General features: G+C 72.8%; 18 protein-coding genes and 2 pseudogenes. 13 read left to right on the forward strand and 7 right to left on the reverse strand.

Annotation, left to right across the window (positions count from 1 at the left end; genetic code table 11):
- Nucleotides 1-2: 2 nt before the first annotated feature.
- Nucleotides 3-973, reverse strand: a pseudogene (locus tag ABZ887_RS34735) (tRNA-dependent cyclodipeptide synthase).
- Nucleotides 974-1,305: 332 nt separating this feature from the next.
- On the opposite strand from ABZ887_RS34735, the gene ABZ887_RS34740 reads away from it, so the two are divergent.
- The 4 genes from ABZ887_RS34740 (at nt 1,306) to ABZ887_RS34755 (ending at nt 4,463) form a co-directional block, all read left to right on the forward strand.
- Nucleotides 1,306-2,172 (forward strand): fructosamine kinase family protein, encoded by an 867-nt coding sequence (locus ABZ887_RS34740; RefSeq protein WP_361298392.1) that lies wholly within the window; start codon nt 1,306-1,308, stop codon nt 2,170-2,172.
- A gap of 165 nt (nt 2,173-2,337) precedes the next feature.
- The gene (tgmA, locus tag ABZ887_RS34745) at nt 2,338-2,529 is read left to right on the forward strand and encodes a putative ATP-grasp-modified RiPP (protein ID WP_089102565.1); all 192 of its coding nucleotides are present in this window, start codon (nt 2,338-2,340) and stop codon (nt 2,527-2,529) included.
- Nucleotides 2,530-2,544: 15 nt separating this feature from the next.
- Nucleotides 2,545-3,528: an ATP-grasp ribosomal peptide maturase gene (gene tgmB, locus ABZ887_RS34750; protein WP_361298395.1), complete on the forward strand. Its 984-nt coding sequence runs from the start codon at nt 2,545-2,547 to the stop codon at nt 3,526-3,528.
- Nucleotides 3,529-3,575: 47 nt separating this feature from the next.
- The gene (locus ABZ887_RS34755) at nt 3,576-4,463 is read left to right on the forward strand and encodes a Gfo/Idh/MocA family oxidoreductase (protein ID WP_361298398.1); all 888 of its coding nucleotides are present in this window, start codon (nt 3,576-3,578) and stop codon (nt 4,461-4,463) included.
- A 22-nt stretch (nt 4,464-4,485) separates the two neighbouring features.
- On the opposite strand, the gene ABZ887_RS34760 is transcribed toward ABZ887_RS34755, so the two are convergent.
- Both ABZ887_RS34760 and ABZ887_RS34765 read right to left on the reverse strand, forming a co-directional pair.
- Nucleotides 4,486-4,806 (reverse strand): hypothetical protein, encoded by a 321-nt coding sequence (locus tag ABZ887_RS34760; protein ID WP_361298401.1) that lies wholly within the window; start codon nt 4,804-4,806, stop codon nt 4,486-4,488.
- A gap of 44 nt (nt 4,807-4,850) precedes the next feature.
- The gene (locus ABZ887_RS34765; protein WP_361298404.1) at nt 4,851-5,759 is read right to left on the reverse strand and encodes a GNAT family N-acetyltransferase; all 909 of its coding nucleotides are present in this window, start codon (nt 5,757-5,759) and stop codon (nt 4,851-4,853) included.
- A gap of 242 nt (nt 5,760-6,001) precedes the next feature.
- Between ABZ887_RS34765 and ABZ887_RS34770 the strand changes: the two genes are divergently transcribed.
- Complete coding sequence (locus ABZ887_RS34770; RefSeq protein ID WP_361298407.1) at nt 6,002-7,099, forward strand: PP2C family protein-serine/threonine phosphatase; 1,098 nt, start codon at nt 6,002-6,004, stop codon at nt 7,097-7,099.
- Nucleotides 7,100-7,127: 28 nt separating this feature from the next.
- Here ABZ887_RS34770 and ABZ887_RS34775 read toward each other — a convergent pair whose 3' ends face one another.
- From ABZ887_RS34775 to ABZ887_RS34785, 3 genes and pseudogenes are all read right to left on the reverse strand, one after another.
- Complete coding sequence (locus ABZ887_RS34775; protein ID WP_361298681.1) at nt 7,128-7,568, reverse strand: Lrp/AsnC family transcriptional regulator; 441 nt, start codon at nt 7,566-7,568, stop codon at nt 7,128-7,130.
- A 30-nt stretch (nt 7,569-7,598) separates the two neighbouring features.
- Complete coding sequence (locus ABZ887_RS34780; protein ID WP_361298410.1) at nt 7,599-8,018, reverse strand: hypothetical protein; 420 nt, start codon at nt 8,016-8,018, stop codon at nt 7,599-7,601.
- 124 nt (nt 8,019-8,142) lie between these two features.
- A pseudogene (locus tag ABZ887_RS34785) lies at nt 8,143-8,949 on the reverse strand (aminotransferase class III-fold pyridoxal phosphate-dependent enzyme); the annotation flags it as partial.
- Nucleotides 8,950-9,284: 335 nt separating this feature from the next.
- On the opposite strand from ABZ887_RS34785, the gene ABZ887_RS34790 reads away from it, so the two are divergent.
- Entirely contained in the window at nt 9,285-9,755 is a 471-nt protein-coding gene (locus ABZ887_RS34790; RefSeq protein WP_361298413.1) for a hypothetical protein, read from the forward strand.
- 49 nt (nt 9,756-9,804) lie between these two features.
- On the opposite strand, the gene ABZ887_RS34795 is transcribed toward ABZ887_RS34790, so the two are convergent.
- Nucleotides 9,805-9,978 carry a hypothetical protein gene (locus ABZ887_RS34795; protein WP_361298416.1) on the reverse strand — a complete coding sequence of 58 codons (174 nt, stop codon included), beginning with the start codon at nt 9,976-9,978 and terminating at the stop codon, nt 9,805-9,807.
- 221 nt (nt 9,979-10,199) lie between these two features.
- On the opposite strand from ABZ887_RS34795, the gene ABZ887_RS34800 reads away from it, so the two are divergent.
- The 7 genes from ABZ887_RS34800 (at nt 10,200) to ABZ887_RS34830 (ending at nt 17,030) form a co-directional block, all read left to right on the forward strand.
- On the forward strand, nt 10,200-11,456 hold the full coding sequence (locus ABZ887_RS34800; RefSeq protein ID WP_361298419.1) for a serine hydrolase domain-containing protein: 1,257 nt from the start codon (nt 10,200-10,202) through the stop codon (nt 11,454-11,456).
- A 216-nt stretch (nt 11,457-11,672) separates the two neighbouring features.
- Complete coding sequence (locus ABZ887_RS34805; protein ID WP_361298422.1) at nt 11,673-13,205, forward strand: ATP-binding protein; 1,533 nt, start codon at nt 11,673-11,675, stop codon at nt 13,203-13,205.
- Nucleotides 13,202-13,624 (forward strand): roadblock/LC7 domain-containing protein, encoded by a 423-nt coding sequence (locus tag ABZ887_RS34810; RefSeq protein WP_217548432.1) that lies wholly within the window; start codon nt 13,202-13,204, stop codon nt 13,622-13,624. The genes ABZ887_RS34805 and ABZ887_RS34810 overlap by 4 nt, the downstream gene beginning before the upstream one ends.
- Nucleotides 13,621-13,983, forward strand: coding sequence for a DUF742 domain-containing protein (locus ABZ887_RS34815; protein WP_361298425.1), 363 nt, complete (start codon nt 13,621-13,623; stop codon nt 13,981-13,983). Before ABZ887_RS34810 ends, ABZ887_RS34815 begins: the two co-directional genes overlap by 4 nt.
- Nucleotides 13,955-14,578, forward strand: a complete 624-nt coding sequence (locus ABZ887_RS34820; RefSeq protein WP_361298428.1) for an ATP/GTP-binding protein — start codon at nt 13,955-13,957, stop codon at nt 14,576-14,578. Before ABZ887_RS34815 ends, ABZ887_RS34820 begins: the two co-directional genes overlap by 29 nt.
- Nucleotides 14,575-15,801, forward strand: a complete 1,227-nt coding sequence (locus ABZ887_RS34825) for a cytochrome P450 (RefSeq protein WP_361298431.1) — start codon at nt 14,575-14,577, stop codon at nt 15,799-15,801. Before ABZ887_RS34820 ends, ABZ887_RS34825 begins: the two co-directional genes overlap by 4 nt.
- Complete coding sequence (locus ABZ887_RS34830; RefSeq protein ID WP_361298434.1) at nt 15,798-17,030, forward strand: cytochrome P450; 1,233 nt, start codon at nt 15,798-15,800, stop codon at nt 17,028-17,030. The genes ABZ887_RS34825 and ABZ887_RS34830 overlap by 4 nt, the downstream gene beginning before the upstream one ends.
- Nucleotides 17,031-17,144 lie beyond the last annotated feature (114 nt).

Below are 17,144 nucleotides of genomic sequence, written 5' to 3' on the forward strand. Positions count from 1 at the left end.
GATCAGAAACTAGAGGGACGCGTGAGGCGCGTCAATGCTTGCGTAACAAGGGAGTTACTGGGAATTCGCTGTGTACGCCGGGAGCATGGCGGCCGCGGGCCGCAGAGCGGGAGCCGCGGGGATGGACGCGCGACGACCCATCCGACGGGGCACGGTACGGGTACACATGGCCCGTCCGGATACGGCCACCACGAGTCGTGGCGGCACCCCCGGCCCCCGACCCCGGGGCCCGGGGCCCGGGGCCCGGGCGGCGAGCGGCGAGCGGCGAGCGGCGAGCGGCGAGCGGCAGGGTGGGTCGGATCGAAGCCGAAGGGTGGAGCCGGTCGCAGTCCCTGGTTGCGGGAGGCGCGCGGGCCGGCGCCGCGGCCGTACAGCAACTCGGCCATCGGCAGCCGCTGGTGGTAGCAGACGAGGGAGGACGGGACACGGAGGATGGCGGGGGTTTCGAGGAGGAGCGGGAGCTCCGCGCAGACGTACTCCAGGAGGACCGCGCGCTGCCGCGCGTCGGCCGTCTCCCCGCGGGTGGCGAGAAAGCGGCCGACCAGGTCGTCGCAGACGGCGCGGAAGTCGTCGTCCTCGCCCAGCTGCCGCTGCGGCCGCCGGCGTACCTCCTGGTACGCGGCGTTGGCCCGGAAGTGGGACACCGGCTGCCGGCGCAGCCGTGCGCCCCCGGATCGGCCTCCGCGGCCGCGTTGCGGACCTTGGCGCGCACCCCGCGCACGCTCTTCACCGCTTTGCGCCGGGCCTCGCCGGGCGGAGAGCCGAAGGCCTCGTACATCTCGGCCACGTACAGGTCGGTGTAGACGAAGTCGACCCTGTCGAAGTGCTCCAGCCCCCACCGGGCGAGGCCGTGCAGGCGCCGGGCGGAGAAGTAGCCGTTGCCCACCGACACGCCGATCACCACGTGCGCGCCCTCGTCGTGGATGACGCGGCAGTGGGAGGTGTGGGGCCGGATCTCGAAGGCGGCGGCCATCAGCACGGATGCCGTGGTCAAGGGGGATACCCTCCGCTGCACGCGTCCCGGCCGGGCCTTGTGCCCTGGTTGTGGCGCTGCGGCGAGGCTCAAGCTGGCCGCGCCGGGTCGACGGGGGTAGTCGCTGCCGGATGTTGGCCGGAACCCGCCGAGGCGCCGATGGAGGCTCCATGGAAATTCAGCTGCTTGCGGGCGGGGAGGATGGGATTCTTCGCTACGGCCCGATGACTACCGCAGGGGAGGTATCACCGCAGTGAACCGTATGTGCACAACTTCCGGGATCCCGGCCGCCACAGGCCGGGCGATCGAGGACGGCCCGTACGCCGGTGGCCGTGGCCGACTGCGGTGAGGGGCCGGGCGCAGCGGCCGTCCGGCTCACCGGCCGGCGGGTCGCTGCCGAGCGGGCGCGGTCGGGCGGCCTGTGGGAGGTGACGTTCGAGGGCGGTCCCGCTGCCGTGGTCAAGCGCGGCGCCGGTCCCGGGGCGGTACGGGCCGAGGTGGCCGGGCTGCGCTGGCTGGCCGCCGCCCGCGCGGTGCCGGTGCCGGAGGTGCTCGGTCACGACGAGCGGTGGATGGTGACGGAGCTGGTCCCCACCGGGAGTCCGGGCGCCGAGGCGGCGACGCGTTTCGGCCGCGCCCTGGCCGCCCTGCACGCCTCGGGCGCCCCGGCCTTCGGGGCGGCGCCGCCGGACGGTCCGCGCGACGCCTGGATCGGGCTCGCCCCGATGCGCAACGAGCCCGGCACCGAGTGGCCGCGCTGGTACGCCGAGCACCGGGTGCTGCCGTATCTGCGGGCGGCGGTCGACCGGGGGACCCTGCGGCCGGGCGAGGCCGCCGTGATCGAGCGGGTCTGCGAGCGGCTGCCGGAGCTCGCGGGGCCGCCCGAGCCGCCCGCCCGGCTGCACGGCGACCTGTGGAACGGGAATGTCCTGTGGGGTGCCGACGGCAGGGTCCGGCTGATCGACCCGGCCGCGCACGGCGGGCACCGCGAGACCGACCTCGCGATGCTCCGGCTGTTCGGCTGCCCGTATCTGGACCGGATTGTGGAGGGCTATCGGGAGGCGGCTCCACTGGCCGACGGCTGGGCGGAGCGGATCGGGTTGCACCAGCTGTTCCCGCTGCTGGTGCATGCCGTGCTCTTCGGACGGAGCTACGCCGAACAGGCTTTGGCGACATCCCGGAATTTCGCGGACATGTGACACCGTCATGTGCCCGGCGGGAATGTGAAATCGGCCACGTGCAGGAGCGATTCGCCGCCTCTCCCTTAACAAGCTCTTAATTCGGGCTGAGATTACGCAGAGTAAGGAAACCAACCACGCGTTCGAATCGTATAAGTGCATGGAAGAACGAAACAGGGAGAGACCATGCAACCGTTCGCGCTCAACTACGCACGCCCCGCAGTGCAGTTGGACGTCACCACTCCGTACGCGTATGACTCCGGACTGCAGTTGAACGTTCTCCACGATGGCCGGATCGCAGCCACCGATCACGCAACGCTCAGAGCCCTGGGGACCACGACCTCCACCGCGGGCTCCAAGACGCACTTCGACGACTGATCGCGGACCCTCACGATGACCGTGCTCATCCTGACCAGTGACGAGGACGTGACGGCGGACATGGTGGTCCTCCGGCTGCACGAGGCCGGAGTGCCCGTCGTCCGTCTCGATCCTGCCGATCTGACCAGCGGTGTGGCCCTGTCGGGCGAGTATGTGCAGGGCGTCAGCCGCGGACATCTGTCCGTGAACGGGCGCCTGGTGAGCATGAACGGCCTGCGCTCCATCTGGGTACGCAGGCCGGGGGCGGCGGCCGCCCGGGCCGCCCAGCCGTCGCACTGGCTGACCGAGGAGTCCGCACAGGCGCTGTACGGCATGCTGCGCGGGACCGACGCGCGCTGGATGAACCATCCGGACGCGGCCGGCCGGGCCCGCCACAAGCCGTGGCAGCTGCGGCTGGCGCAGCGCAGCGGGCTCGCCGTGCCCGCGACGCTGATCACCACGTTTCCGCAGGCGGCCCGGGAGTTCGCGGAGCGGTTCCCGGACCTCGTGGTCAAGCCGGTGTCGGGCGCGCATCCGCAGGAGCCGCCGCGGGCGGTGCCGACCAGCCGGGTGGCGCCGGACGCCGACTTCGCGGCGGTGGCGTTCGGTCCGACGCTGTTGCAGCGGCGCGTCACCAAGCGCGCCGACATCCGGCTGACGGTGGTCGGCGAGCGGCTGCTGGCCGCCCGCAAGCCGGTGAGCCCGGACGCCCACCCCGACGACGTGGACGTCCGGTTCGCGCCGTCCGACTCCCCCTGGCGGGAGGCGGAGGTACCCCCGCGAGTCGCCGAGGCCGTCCGCACGTATATGAAGGACGCCGAGCTGGCCTACGGTGCCTTCGACTTCGCGGAGGACGCCGACGGCATCTGGTGGTTCCTGGAGTGCAACCAGTCGGGCCAGTTCGGGTTCGTCGAGATGGACACCGGTCAGCCGATCGCCGAGACCATCGCCGACTGGCTGGCGCACGGCACCGACCGGTGCCGGTCGTACGTCAACGGCGGGCGGAGCACGACGCCTTGACGGGCTGGGCGACGACGTGGAGCCGGGTACGGAGAAAGGAACGGGAGATGCGCATCGCACTGCTGGGCACCGGGCCGTGGGCGCGGGCGGCATACGCCCCCGCGCTGGCGGGGCACGGTTCGCTGGACTTCGCCGGGGTGTGGGGCCGCCGCCCCGAGGCCGCCGCGGAACTCGCCGGGGAGTACGGCGTCCGGGCGTACGAGGACGTGGACACGCTGCTCGGCGATGTGGACGCGGTGGCCGTGGCGCTGCCGCCGGTCGTCCAGGCGGAGCTGGCGGTGCGGGCCGCGGAGGCGGGCCGGCATCTGCTGCTGGACAAGCCGCTCGCGATCGGCGTCGCCGAGGGGCGGGCGGTGGTGGAGGCGGCGGAGCGGGCCCGGGTCGCCTCCGTGGTGTTCTTCACCACCCGGTTCCAGCCGGAGCCGGAGGCCTGGATCGGTGAACAGGCCGCCACGGGAGGGTGGTTCACGGCCCGGGCGCACTGGCTGGGGTCGCTGTTCACCGGTGAGAACCCGTTCGCCGACTCGCCGTGGCGACGGGAGAAGGGCGCGCTGTGGGACGTGGGTCCGCACGCCCTGTCCGTGCTGCTGCCGGTCCTGGGCGACGTACGGCGGGTGGCGGCCGCCGTGCACGGCCCCGCGGACACCGTTCATCTCGTCCTCGACCACGCCGACGGCGCGTCGAGCACGGTGACCTTGAGCCTCACCGCGCCCCCGGCGGCGGCCGGGGCCGACGTGGAGCTGCGGGGCGAGGCGGGGGTCACGCTCCTTCCGAGGAGTGCGGAAGGAGCGGTCCCGGCCCTGACCCGGGCGACCGACGCCCTGGTCACCGCCGCGCGCACAGGCCGGGCGCACCCGTGCGACGCGGCCTTCGGCCTGCGGGTGACCGAGATCCTCGCGGAGGCGGAGACGCTGCTGGGCAAGGACATCGGCTAGGCGCTCCACCGGCAGGCCGGCGCTACTCCTTGGCGAACGGCTCGTCGCTCCATCTGAACCAGGCCCGGTCCCCCTCGATGTGCAGCAGGAACTCGGGGACCGGGCCGTCTGGTGAGATCAGGGAGACCTGGCGGTGGATCTCGTCGTGGACCTCCTCCCAGGCCTCCCAGTCCTCGTCGTCGGCCAGTACCAGCTCGCGGGCGAAGAGGTCCTGGACGCCGGCGAAGCCGGGGCCGGGGGTGAAGGTGCCGTGCAGCCAGGGGAAGTCGGCCTCGTCGATGGCGATCTCACCGACCGGCTCCTGCCCGCCCCGCACCTGCCAGACCTCACCCTCGAACCCCATGCCGGCCCCTCCCGTCAGCTGTCGGTCACCCTGCCGTCAGCATGTCACCCGGCACTGACAGCGGCCGCCGCCCAGAAGCTCACCCGCTCCCGGACGACGGGGTATCCGACCCGGGCGAAGTGCGCGGCCATGGGGGTGTTGCCCTGGTCGGTGGCCGCGGCGGCGAACTCGGCGCCGTGCTCGACGAGAAAGTGCGTGCACTCCACGAGCAGGTCGTAGGCGTACCCGTGCCCGCGCTGTTCGGGCAGGACGCCGATGAACCCGACGCAGGGCCCGTCCGGGTTGCGCCCGGGGATGTGGATGCCGACCGGCTCGCCGTCGGGGGTGCGGGCGATCTGCCACCACTCGCGGGGCGAGGGCATCCAGTGGAAGAAGTCCATCTCCTCCTGGGCCGCCTGGTCCACTCCGCCCTGTTCGATGGCGCGGCGGGCGTGGGCGTCCAGGGTGACGGAGTGGATGCGGCGCAGGGCGTCGAAGAACACCCGGTCGTCGGGTTCCGGGGTGAAGACGAGGCGGCCCGGCCGTTCGGGCAGGCCGCACTCGGGCGTCCAGCGGTAGTTGTAACGCTCCACCAGGAGTTCGAAGCCCGCCTTGCGGGCGGCGGTGAAGCGCGCCTCGGCGGCGGTGCGCAGGGCGGGGTCGTCGTGCCAGCCCGCGGGGAGGTCGAGTTCCAGTCCCTCGACCTGCCAGGGCGCGCTACGCAGCAGCTCCGCGCCGGCCTCCTCCTCGCCCTCGGCCACGTCGAACCAGTTGATCAGGAGCGGCTCGGTGGCGTCGGGGGCGCCCCACCAGGCGGCCCGGGCGACCACGCGCCCGTCGCGCAGGGCGACGCGCTGCCAGTCGGGGCGGAACAGGGTGCGCCGGTGCTTCTCCCGTAGGCGCAGCGGGTCGGGCAGGGTGTCGAAGAGATGGGCGGTGCTGTCGTCGAGCGTGCGGATGACCGGATCGGTCACGGATTCCTCCGGGATAGGTGCTGCGAGAGCGCTCCCGGGTCAGCTCTGACCTGTCACGCCCGGGAAACGGGGAGGGAGCGCGGAATGGGTGTGATGTACATCGCACTCGCCTCCTTCCGTCCGGTCTCGGGCGTGCGCTCATACGTTAGGGGACCGGCCCGGACGCGTCCACGGGTTTTCCGCAGGCGGCTTTTCAAGATCGGAGCGGGTCCCGTGACCGGTCACGGGCGTAGCTTAGGGATGTGACTTCGGTGCGCGGCTGGTCGTCGCGCGGCCACCGGGACGGTCGTGGCTGGTTGCAGGGTGCGCCGCCGCCACGCTGGGTGCGGGTGCTGCCCGTCGCCCTGCTCGCGGTGGTGACGGCGGCGACGCTGACCAGCCCCGACGGACACGACTTCGGCTTCCTCCTCGGGGCCATCCCGCCGCTGGCCGTGCTCTCCTACGGCCCGCTGGCGACGGCCGTGCTGAGCTGCCTGGTGGTGCTCCTGCTCAACGTGCCCGCCACCCATCTGAACCACCCCGGCGACACCGACCTCCTCACGGTCACCTTCGTGGCGCTACTGAGCGTTTTCGTGTCCTACGTGCGCAGTCACCGGGACGCCCAGCTGCTCACCGAGCGGGCGGTGGGCGAGGCGGTGCAGCGGGCGGTGCTGCCGCCGCTGCCGGAGCGGGTCGGCGCGGTGGGGTGCGTGGGGCTGTACCGGGCCGCACAGCACGGCACGCTGGTCGGCGGGGACTTCTTCGACGTGCGTGACGGCCCGTACGGCGTCCGGGCGGTGATGGGGGACGTACGGGGGCACGGTCTGGCCGCCGTCGCCACGGTGGTGTCGCTGCTCGGCGCGTTCCGGGAGGCGGTGCTCGACCTTCCGGACCTGGAGTCGGTGGCGACACGGATGGACCGCAGACTGGCGGTGGACTCGGCCGACGTCCCGCACGCCGAGCTGTTCGCGACGGCCCTGCTGCTGGAGTTCTCCGCCGATCTGCGGTCGGTGCGGATCGTGGCCTGCGGTCATCCGGCGCCGGTGCTGCTGCGGGACGGGCGGGCCCAGGAGGTGGCCGTCGCACCGGGGGCCCCGCTCGGGCTGGGGCTGGTGGGAGTGGACCCGGCCAAGGAGATCACCGTGGCGCTGGACCGCCGCGACCGGCTGTTCCTCGCCTCCGACGGGGTCTGGGAGGCACGTGACGGGGCCGGCGGCTTCTATCCGCTCCCGGAGCGGCTCGCCGGGTTCGCGGGCGTGGACGCGGTCGCGCTCACCGAGCAGGTGTGGGCGGACCTGGCCGGGCGCTACGAGGTGCGGGACGACGCCACCATGCTCGTCCTGACGCCGGCCATCGACTGAGGTCCGGCCCCGCCGCACCGCCGGGCTCTCAGCCCACCTCCCACAGGAACCGGTGGGTGTGGATGCCGAAGTACGGGAAGGGCCGGACCTCGCGTACGCCCTCGATCGGCCGGACCACGTCGTTGACGAAGTCGAGGAGGTCCTTCGGGCCGGGCGTGACGACCTCGGCGAACAGGTCGAAGCCGCCGAAGGTGAACACCGAGTACACCACCTCGGGGTGTCCGGCGAGCGCGTCGGCCACGGCACGGGGGTCGCCGTCCACACCGATGCCGAGCAGGGCCATCGCCTGCCCGCCCATGGCCATCGGGTCGGTGACGCCGACGACCTGCACGGCCCGGGAGTCCAGCAGGCGCTGCAGCCGCTGCCGGGCCGCCGAGGCGGAGAGGCCGACCTTCGGGCCCAGGTCGGCGTAGGCGATCCGGCCGTCGGCCTGGAGCTCGCGCAGGATGGCCCGGTCGATGTCGTCCATGTGCACCACGTCCCCTCCCCCGCCGTCGCCTCAGCCGGCCAGTTCGAGCAGGGCGGCGCCGAACACCGCGGTGTGGGTGTCGACGTCCCGCTCGGTGGTGTCGGGGCACATCAGGGCCATGTTGTGGAACGGGGTGAGGAGGATGCCCCGGTTGGCGAGGTAGAGGTGCAGGAAGTCCTCGAGGTCGGGGTCGGCGGCGGCCTCGGACGCGGTGCCGGTGCGCGGGGCCGGGGCGGCGAAGCGGTACTCGGTGCGGGCGCCCAGGCGACTGACCGACCAGGGCAGGCCGTGCGCCTCGACGGCGGACCGTACGCCGGTCTCGAAGCGGGCGGAGAGCCGGTCCATGTGGTCGAACGCCTCGTCGGTGAGCACGTGCTCCAGGGTGGCCCGGGTCGCCGCCACCGAGAGCGCGTTGCCGGCGAGGGTGCCGCCGACCCCGCCCATGTCCACCAGGTCCAGGTCGGCGCGGGCCAGGAGCCGCTCGGCGAGGTCGGCGGAGAGGCCGTAGGCGCCGGCCCGGGATGCCGCCGCCGATCGCCTTGCCGATGGTCAGCAGGTCGGGTTCCAGGTTCCAGGCGGCGGTGCAGCCGCCGGGCCCCGCGGAGAAGGTGTGCGTCTCGTCGTTGACGAGCAGCGTGCCGTACTGCCGGGTGAGGGCACGCACGCCGTCCAGGTAGCCGGGCTCGGGCAGGACGATGCCGATGTTGGTGAGGGCGGGTTCCATGAGGACGGCGGCCACGTCGCCGTGGGCGAGTTCGCGCTCCAGCTGCTCCAGGTCGTTGAACTCGGCGACCCGGCTGGTCAGGGTGACGTCGCAGGGCGCGCCGACGTTCCCGGGGCGGGGCGCGCCCTTGCCGTCGGGGCCCACGACGATGAGGGACTCGTCGACGCTGCCGTGGTAGCTGTAGCTGTTCACCAGGATCTTCGGGCGTCCGGTGACGGCGCGGGCGAGCCGGATCGCCCACCGGTTGGCGTCCGTCGCGGTGAGCGAGAAGCTCCAGCGGGCGAGCCCGAAGCGGCGGGTCAGCTCGGCGCCGACCCATTCCGCGTCCTCCGTCGGCAGCATCGCGGTGGCCCCGCCCAGCTCGGCGAACCGGCGCTGCACCGCCTCCGTCACGGGGGCCGGGGAGTGACCGGCCATCGCGCCGGTGTCGCCGAGGCAGAAGTCGATGTATGTGTGCCCGTCGACGTCGGTGACCCGGGCGCCGCGGGCGGTCGCCAGGTACCGGGGGAAGGCTCCGGCGGTCTTGTTCATCCACGTCATGGGGACGCGGCCGAAGAGATGGCCGGCGTCGGCATATGCCGCCCGGGAGCGGGGGTTCCGCCGTTCGGCCTCGGCGCTCTCCCGGGCCAGGAGGGCGTGCAGTCGGGTGCGGTCCATGGAGTACCCCTGGTCGGATGCGGCGGCGACGGAACGACGGGAGCGTACGACTGATATCGCTCCCACATCAAGGCATGACGCTCGAATCGATTGCCGTGACGATGGAATCGAGCGTGCTCGTCAACAGAGGAAGATCTTCCGTTCTGTGCAACATCCGCACCAATGCGCAGTGTTCGAACATCCGCCCTCAAACGCCAGGGTTCGCCACCCCTTCCGCCAGTTAGAAATATCTACCAGCATGCATATGCCGGGTTGGCGTGCGGACGCGCCGACTGCCCGGTGTCGGTCGTTCCCTGCACCCGAAACAGGTGAGCGGATATCTCCCGGAGCAGTGCATGACGAACACGATGTGGATGCAGGGTGTGGAATGGCTCGCGGCGGCCTCGGCGGACCCCCGGGCGTGCAAGTGGGAATGGGACCACGGTGAGGGCGTCTCGCTGCTGGAGGCGGGCCGCTTCTGGGATGTGCTGAGCGTGCCCGACCGGCTCGGTCTGCTCACGCTGGACCTGCTGTGGCGGCCGTCCCTGCCGGTGCCCGGGCCGACCCTGGTGGACACCGCGGCGGGCCGGGTCGGGTTCTTCCTGCCCCCCGACCCCGACGGCGGCTGGATCGGGTCCGGACTGCGGTACACGAGCAAGGGCGCGTGGGTGTCCGTACCGCCGCCCTACCGGCCCGCGCGTTTCCTGGAGTGGCTGGTGCCGCCCGACGGCAGCGGCTCCCTGCACTCGCCGGTCACGCTGGAGCTGGCGCTGCGGGAGGCCAACGGCACGCTGGCGGTGCTGCGGCCGGTGTGCGACGAGCAGTGAGGGCGGCGGTCGAGCAGTACGGGCGGCCGTCGAGCAGCGCGGGCGGCGGTCAGCGGCGGGGCAGCAGGATGAGGACCGCGGCCCAGCGGCTCTCCGGTTCGGCCGGCACCGTACGGCCCTGCTCCCGCCATTCCCTGACGAGTTGGGCGTAGATCGGCTCACCGGAGCGGAGGGCGCGCGGTTCCTGGACCGTGCGCCAGGGCGTGCGAGGGGTTCCGTCCATGCCGGTGCAACGCCCGGGACGCGGTGGTGGTATGCGCCGTACGGCGCGCTCACCGGGTCGGGTGAGCGCACCCCCCGATCGGGCCCGGCCGTCCGTCCTACAAGCATTCCGGCGGCCCGTGGTCGGCAGGCGGCGTCGGGCCCTCGCTCGTATCCTGTGAAGTCAGGGTTCTGACGTCCGACCCCACCGCACGTTCGCTCTCACGTGCTTGGAGTCAGCCCATGCCGTACACGTCCGCCATGCTGCGCCGGACGGCCGCGATCGCCGTCGTACTGGGGGCGCTCACCGTGCCCCTCGCCGGAGCACCCGCCGGAGCGCTCGCCGCCGCACCGGCCGCGTTCGCCGCGCCCTCGCCCACCCCGTCGCCGTCCGGCAGTCCGGACGTCCGTGGCATGACCCCTGCCGTGGCCCGCCAGCTCGACGCGGTCGTCCAGCACGTCATGCGCGAGGCGGACGTGCCCGGCGTGACCGTCGGCGTCTGGACGCCCGGCCAGAGCGACTACGTTCGCTCCTTCGGGGTCGCGAACAAGGCCACCGGGCAGCAGATGTCACCCGACCTGTACATGCGGATCGGCAGCGAGACCAAGACGTTCACCGTGACCGCGCTGCTCCAGCTGGTCGACGAGGGCAGGGTGGGCCTGGACGACCCCATCGGCAAGTACGTCGACGGCGTGCCGGGCGGCGACCGGATCACGCTCCGGGAGCTGGCCGGGATGCGCAGCGGGCTGTTCAACTACTCCGAGGACCCGGGCTTCTTCAAGGCGCTGACGTCGGATCCGCAGCGCGCCTTCACCCCGCAGCAGCTGCTCGCCTACTCCTTCCGGCATCCGGTGATGTTCCAGCCCGGGGAGAAGTTCTACTACTCCAACACCAACCTGATCCTGCTCGGCCTGCTCGTCGAGAAGGAGAGCGGACAGCCGCTCGGCGACTACCTCGAACAGCACGTCCTGAAGCCCGCGGGCATGAACCACACCCTGTTCCCGACCGGGAACGAGTTCCCCGCCCCGCACGCACAGGGCTACACGAACCAGACGGCGACCGGGAAGGTCCAGGAGACCGCCGGCTGGAACCCGTCCTGGGGCTGGGCCGCCGGCGCGATGATCTCGAACCTGGACGACCTGCGCACCTGGGCGCGCACCGTGGCCACCGGCGTCTTCCCCGACGGCGCCACGATGGTCGGACCCGTCGTCCAGAAGCAGCGGCTGACCACCCCGTCGACCGGCATCCAGGGCGCCGGGTACGGCCTCGGCATCTTCGACGTGCAGGGCTGGATCGGGCACAACGGCTCGCTGCCGGGCTACGAGTCCCTGACCGTCTACCTGCCGTCGGCCCGGACGACCGTGGTGGTGCTCCTCAACACCGACATCAGCTACAAGGGCGACATCGAGCCCAGCACCCTGTTCGGGCAGGCGATCACCCGGGTCGTCTCCCCGGACCACGTCTTCAACCTGCCGGTGCCGGCCTCCGCCACGCGGTGACGACCGGCCCGCACACAAACCCAACTCACCGCCCCCGCCTGGCATTTCCGACACTTGACACAGAAGCGAACAGTCGCCGGGCGGATTCGAAGTGATGTAACGATTCACCGTGCGGGGCCGGTCAATGACGGTGTGTACTGTGCTGCGAGCGCCACATGGGAGGGCCCCGGGCTCTCCCTGCCGTCTGCTGCCCTACTCCCCCTGGAAACCGATTCCATGATCGAATTACCGGAACTGGTGGCCGGTGGTCTCGCCGCCGGAACGCTCTCCGCGCTCGCCCTCGGCGGCAGCCTGGTCAGGTCCCGGCGCCAGAAGGCGGCGCTGCGGGCCGAGGTGACGGAGCTGCGCGCCCAGCTGGAGGGCGCCGAGGGTGCGTTCATCACCGAGGTCGAGCATCTCGCGGCCCGCCGGATGCCCGCGGCCGCGGCCCAGCTCGCGCATCCGCACCTGCGGGTGCCGGGCCCGGCCCGGCAGCACACGCCCGGGACCCCCACGGGGATCGCGCTGGAGTACGTGCTCACCGCGCTGCGCGAGGAGCTGACCGCGCAGCGCAACCGGATCGACGCGGCGGCGCAGGCCGGCCTGCGGGGCGCCACCCGGGAGATCCAGGCCGCCCTGTACCGCCTGCAGGACGCCCTGCGGGGGCTCCAACAACGCTACGACGATCCCGAGTTGGCGCAGACGCTGTTCGCGCTGGACCACGAGAACGAGCAGTCGCTGCGGCGGGCGCAGGTCGCGGCCGTGGTGTGCGGGGCCTGGGTGGGACTGGCCCGCGAGGAGTCCCACGTGGTGGACGCCGTCACCGGCGGCCAGGCCCGGCTCTCGGGCTACCACCGGGTCGAGGTCAACAACCATCTGGAGCCGGGCACCGCCCTGGTGTCCCACGCGGTCGAGCCGGTCGCCATCATCGTCGCCGAGCTCCTCGACAACGCGCTGCGCCACTCGGCGCCGGACACCGACGTCGTGGTCAATCTGGAGCACGTCCACCACGGGGTGTGCGTCACCGTCGACGACGCGGGTCTCGGCATGACGCAGGACGAACGGGCCCGCGCCCAGCGGCTGGTGGCGGGCAGCGACCCGATCCTGCTGACCGACCTGGGCGACCCGCCGCGGATGGGCCTGGCCGCGATCGGCCAGCTCACCCGCCAGTTCGACCTGAACGTCGACGTCTCGTCCCCCTCGCCCTACGGCGGGGTGCGCGCGGTGCTGCGGGTGGACACCCACCTGCTCGGCCGCATCGACCCGGGCGAACGGCCGCCGTCGGTCAGCGCGCCCCGCTCGACCCGGGAGCGCGCGGCGCGCAGGGAGGCGGTGCGTGAGCGGGCCGGGCGTGAGACGGCGGTGCGCGAGACGGGGGTGCGTGAGACGCCCTTGCCTCAGACCGCCGTACGCGAGGCGGCCGTACGCGAGGCGGCCGCCGTGCCGGAAACGGCCGTGGCCGAGATCGCGCCGGCCGAGTCCCCGATGCCCGCCACACCGCCACCGGCCGGGTCGGCTGCCGAGCACGAACGCGCCCCCGCCCCCGGCCACGAGGAACCGGGTGACCTGGGCGGTCTGCCGCAGCGGCGCCGTCGGCACCGTGCCGCTGCCCCCGGCGCGCCCGAACCGCAGCAGGCCGCGCGCCGCCCCGAGGAGGCGGCCGCGGCGCTCGCAGCCCTGCAGTACGGCACCGCGGCGGCGCGGGCCCCCAAGCGGGCGAGCACGCCCGATCCCCACCGGACCGACGACGAAGGAGGAGCGGCCAGATGAGCAGCCGTGATGCGGGCGAGACGGCATGGGTGCTGGACCCCGTCCTGCAGGTGCCGCATGTACTGGCCGCCGTCCTGCTCACCCGGGACGGCCTGGCGACCGGCTACACCGACGGCCTGTCCCAGGCGAGCGCCGAGCGGGTGGCCGCGATCACCAGTACCGTGCAGGGCGCCTGCCGGGCCGCGGCCGCCGCGTTCGCGGACCGGGACCGGGCCGAGGTGCGACAGGTGGTCATCGAGTCGGACCACGGGTACGTGCTGATCGTGCCCACCGACCACGGCACCTGTGTGGCCGCCTACGGTGACCCGGAGGTGCGGCTCGACCTGCTGGCGCACCGGGTGCACTCGCAGGTGGCCCGGCTGGGTGAGAAGGCGATGGCGGCCGCGCCCAGAGGCTCCGACGGCGGCGCACCGGCATGACCGGCCGCCGTGGCGGCCGTCCCCTGGTCCCCGCGTACCTGTCGACCGGCGGTGTGGCCCGGCCCAGCCGTCCGCACCTGGAACGGCTGACGGTGCTCACCCGTGACGGGACCCCCCTGCCCGCCGGTCTGCCCGCCGCCGAACTGGCCCTGCTGGAGCTGCTGTCCGGCGGTGCGCTGACGGTGGTGGAGGCGGCGGCGCTGCTGCGGCTGCCGTTCTCCGCCGCGCGGGTGCTGGCCGCCGACCTCGTCGACCGGGACCTGGTCCAGGCCCGCGCGCCGATCCCGCCCGCCGAACGGTTCGACCCCGACCTGCTGAAGAGAGTGGCCGATGGCCTCCGCGCCCTCAAGCACCAGTGAGCTGCCCCGTGCGGGCGGCACCCATCTCCCCGACGGCGCCCGCGACCTGGTGAAGATCCTGGTCACCGGGCCGTTCGGGGTGGGCAAGACGACCCTGATCGACTCGGTGTCGGAGATCCGCCCGCTGCACACCGAGGAGCATCTCACCGAGGCCTCCGTCCATGTCGACGACCTCGACGGGGTGCGGGAGAAGGAGACGACGACCGTCGCCATCGACTTCGGGCGGATCAGCCTGTCCGGCGGGATCGTGCTGTACCTGTTCGGGACGCCGGGGCAGGACCGGTTCCGGACGCTGTGGGACGACATCTCCTACGGGGCGCTCGGTGCCCTGGTCCTGGTCGACAGCCGCCGGATCGACGCCTCCTTCGACGTGCTGGGCCTGGTGGAGGAGGCGGGACTGCCGTACGCGGTCGCCTTCAACGCGTTTCCCGACGCGCCGAGCCACTACACGGGCGACCAGCTGCGCGCCGCCCTGGATCTGGCACCGGGCACCCCGATGGTGACCTGTGACGCCCGGGACGCGCACTCCTCGGTGGACGCGCTGCTCGCCCTCGTCCAGCATCTGATCGACGACCGGCCGGCGGAGGCCCGATGACCGCCCAGCAGTCTTTCACCGTCTCCGGCCCGGTACGGCTGTGGGAGGACGGCTTCGCCCGCAACCCGCAGGGCTACTACGCGGCGCTGCGCGCCCAGGGCCCGGTGGGCTGGGCGGAGCTCGCGCCGGGCACGCCCGCGTACGTGGTCACGGAACGGCGCGCCGCCCTCGACGTGCTGCGGGACGTCGAGACCTTCTCGCACGACCCGCGGGGCTGGGAGGCGACCGTCCCCGAGGACTCCCCGCTGCTCGGCATGATGCGCTGGCGGCCCAACGCCCTGTTCTCCGACGCCGACGCGCACATCCGCTACCGGGCCACCCTCATCGACGTGTTCGACCTGATCGAGCCGCACGACCTGCGCCAGCTGGTGCACCGGGCGGTCCGGCTGCTGGTCGGCCGGTTCGGGCCCCAGGGCGAGGCGGATCTCGTCACCGACTTCACCCGGCCGCTGATGGCCCTGGTGTTCAACAACCTGTTCGGGCTGCCGGACAGCCAGGGCGACCGGCTCAACGAGGGCCTCCTCAAGATGATGGAGGGCGGCGCGCAGTCGGCCGAGGGCGAGGCGGACTTCGTCGAGTACGTGCTGCGGCTGATCGCCGCCAAGGTCGAGGAGCGCGGCGAGGACCTGCCGAGCATGCTCCTGGACCATCCCGCGCAGCTGACCCCGGAGGAGGTCACCTGGCAGGTGTTCCTCACCCTGGGCGCCGGCTACGAGCCGACCACGAACCTGGTCTCCAACGCGCTCTCCCGGATCCTCGGCAACCCGCTCTACTACTCCACGCTCACCAGCGGCGCCCGCCCGGTCATGGACGCGGTGGTCGAGGTGCTGCACCACGAGACCCCGCTGGCCAACTACGGCATCTACTACGCGCGTCGGCCGGTCTCCTTCCACGGGGCGTGGGTCCGGCCGGCGATCCCGGTGGTGGTCTCCTTCGGCGCCGTGGGGCTGTTCGCGGAGCGCGAGGACACCGGCGGCCGGCGTGCCGCGGACGCCTCGCACCTGTCCTGGGGTGCCGGTCCGCACGCCTGCCCGGTCCGGCACCACGCGCTGCTCATCGCGACCGAGGCGATCGAGCAGCTCACCCTGTGGCTGCCCGACCTCGACCCGGTCGTGCCCCGCGACCGGCTCAGCTGGCGGCCCGGCCCGTTCCACCGTTCGCTGACCTCGCTGCCCGTCCGGTTCAGCCCCCGCTCCCCCGACCTGCCTGGAGAGACGTCGTGACCGTCACCGACCGCATCGCTCTCGACCCGTTCGGCTCCGACATCCCGGCGGAGAGCGCACGGTTACGCGCCCTCGGCCCCGTCGTGCCCGTCGAACTGCCCGGCGGTATACCCGCCTGGGCACCCACCGGCTACGACGTCCTCAAGGACCTCATCCTGGACCCCCAGGTCAGCAAGGACCCGCGCAAGCACTGGCGGCTCTGGCCCGAGATCGGCGAACACCCCTCCTGGGGCTGGGTGGTGAGCTGGATCGGGGTGTTCAACATGCTCTCCGCGTACGGGCCCGACCACACCCGGCTGCGCAAGCTGGTGGCGCCGAGCTTCACGCACCGGCGGACCGAGGCGATGCGGCCGCGGGTCGCGGCGATCGCCGCGGAGCTGCTCGACGGGCTGGCGGCCGCGGGGGCCGACGGTTCGGTGGTGGACCTGCGGGCCGGACTGGCGCAGCCGCTGCCCATGCGGATGATCTGCGAACTGTTCGGGGTGCCCGACGGGATGCGGGACGACACCGGCGCGCTGATCGCGGCCATCATGGACACCTCCGACCCGACCCCCGAGCACGCCGCGTTCGTGCAGGAGCGGATCGGCACGGTCCTCGGCGGGCTGATCGCGCACAAGGTGGAGAACCCGGGCGACGACATGACCACGGAGCTGATCCGGGTCCGTGACGAGGACGGCGACCGGCTCAGCGACGAGGAACTGCTCTACACGCTGCTGCTGGTGATCGGCGCCGGTTTCGAGACCACGGTCAACCTGATCGGCAACGCCGCGGTGGCGCTGCTGACGGATCCGGCGCAGCTGGCGGCGGTGCGGTCCGGGACGGTCGGCTGGGACGCGGTGATCGACGAGACGCTGCGGGTGCATCCGTCGATCGCCTCGCTGCCGCTGCGGTTCGCGGTGAGCGATCTGAAGGTCGGGGACGTCACCATTCCGGCCGGGGACGCGATCATCACCACGTTCGCGGCGGCGGGCGTGGACCCGGCGCACTACGGGCCGGACGCGGCCGCCTTCGACGCCGCGCGCGGTGCCGACGACCATCTGGCGTTCGGGATCGGGGTGCACCGCTGCATCGGGGCGCCGCTCGCCCGGGCGGAGGCGCTCGCCGCGCTGCCCGCACTGTTCGAGCGGTTCCCGGGGCTGCGGCTCGCGGTCGGGGAGGACGAGCTGCGGCAGGTGCCGTCGTTCATCGCGTTCGGCTGGCAGGAGATCCCGGTACGCCTGGAGATGTGAACCGGGAGTCTCGACGGGGCGGCCGGGGATCGCGGGGGCGGCGACCGGTCCCCCGTTCCGGTCGTGCCCCCGCGCAATGTGAACTTACGTCCGGATCCGGCCGTTGGGTATCGC

This window comes from Streptomyces sp. NPDC047061, from assembly GCF_040643955.1.
Classification (GTDB): domain Bacteria; phylum Actinomycetota; class Actinomycetes; order Streptomycetales; family Streptomycetaceae; genus Streptomyces.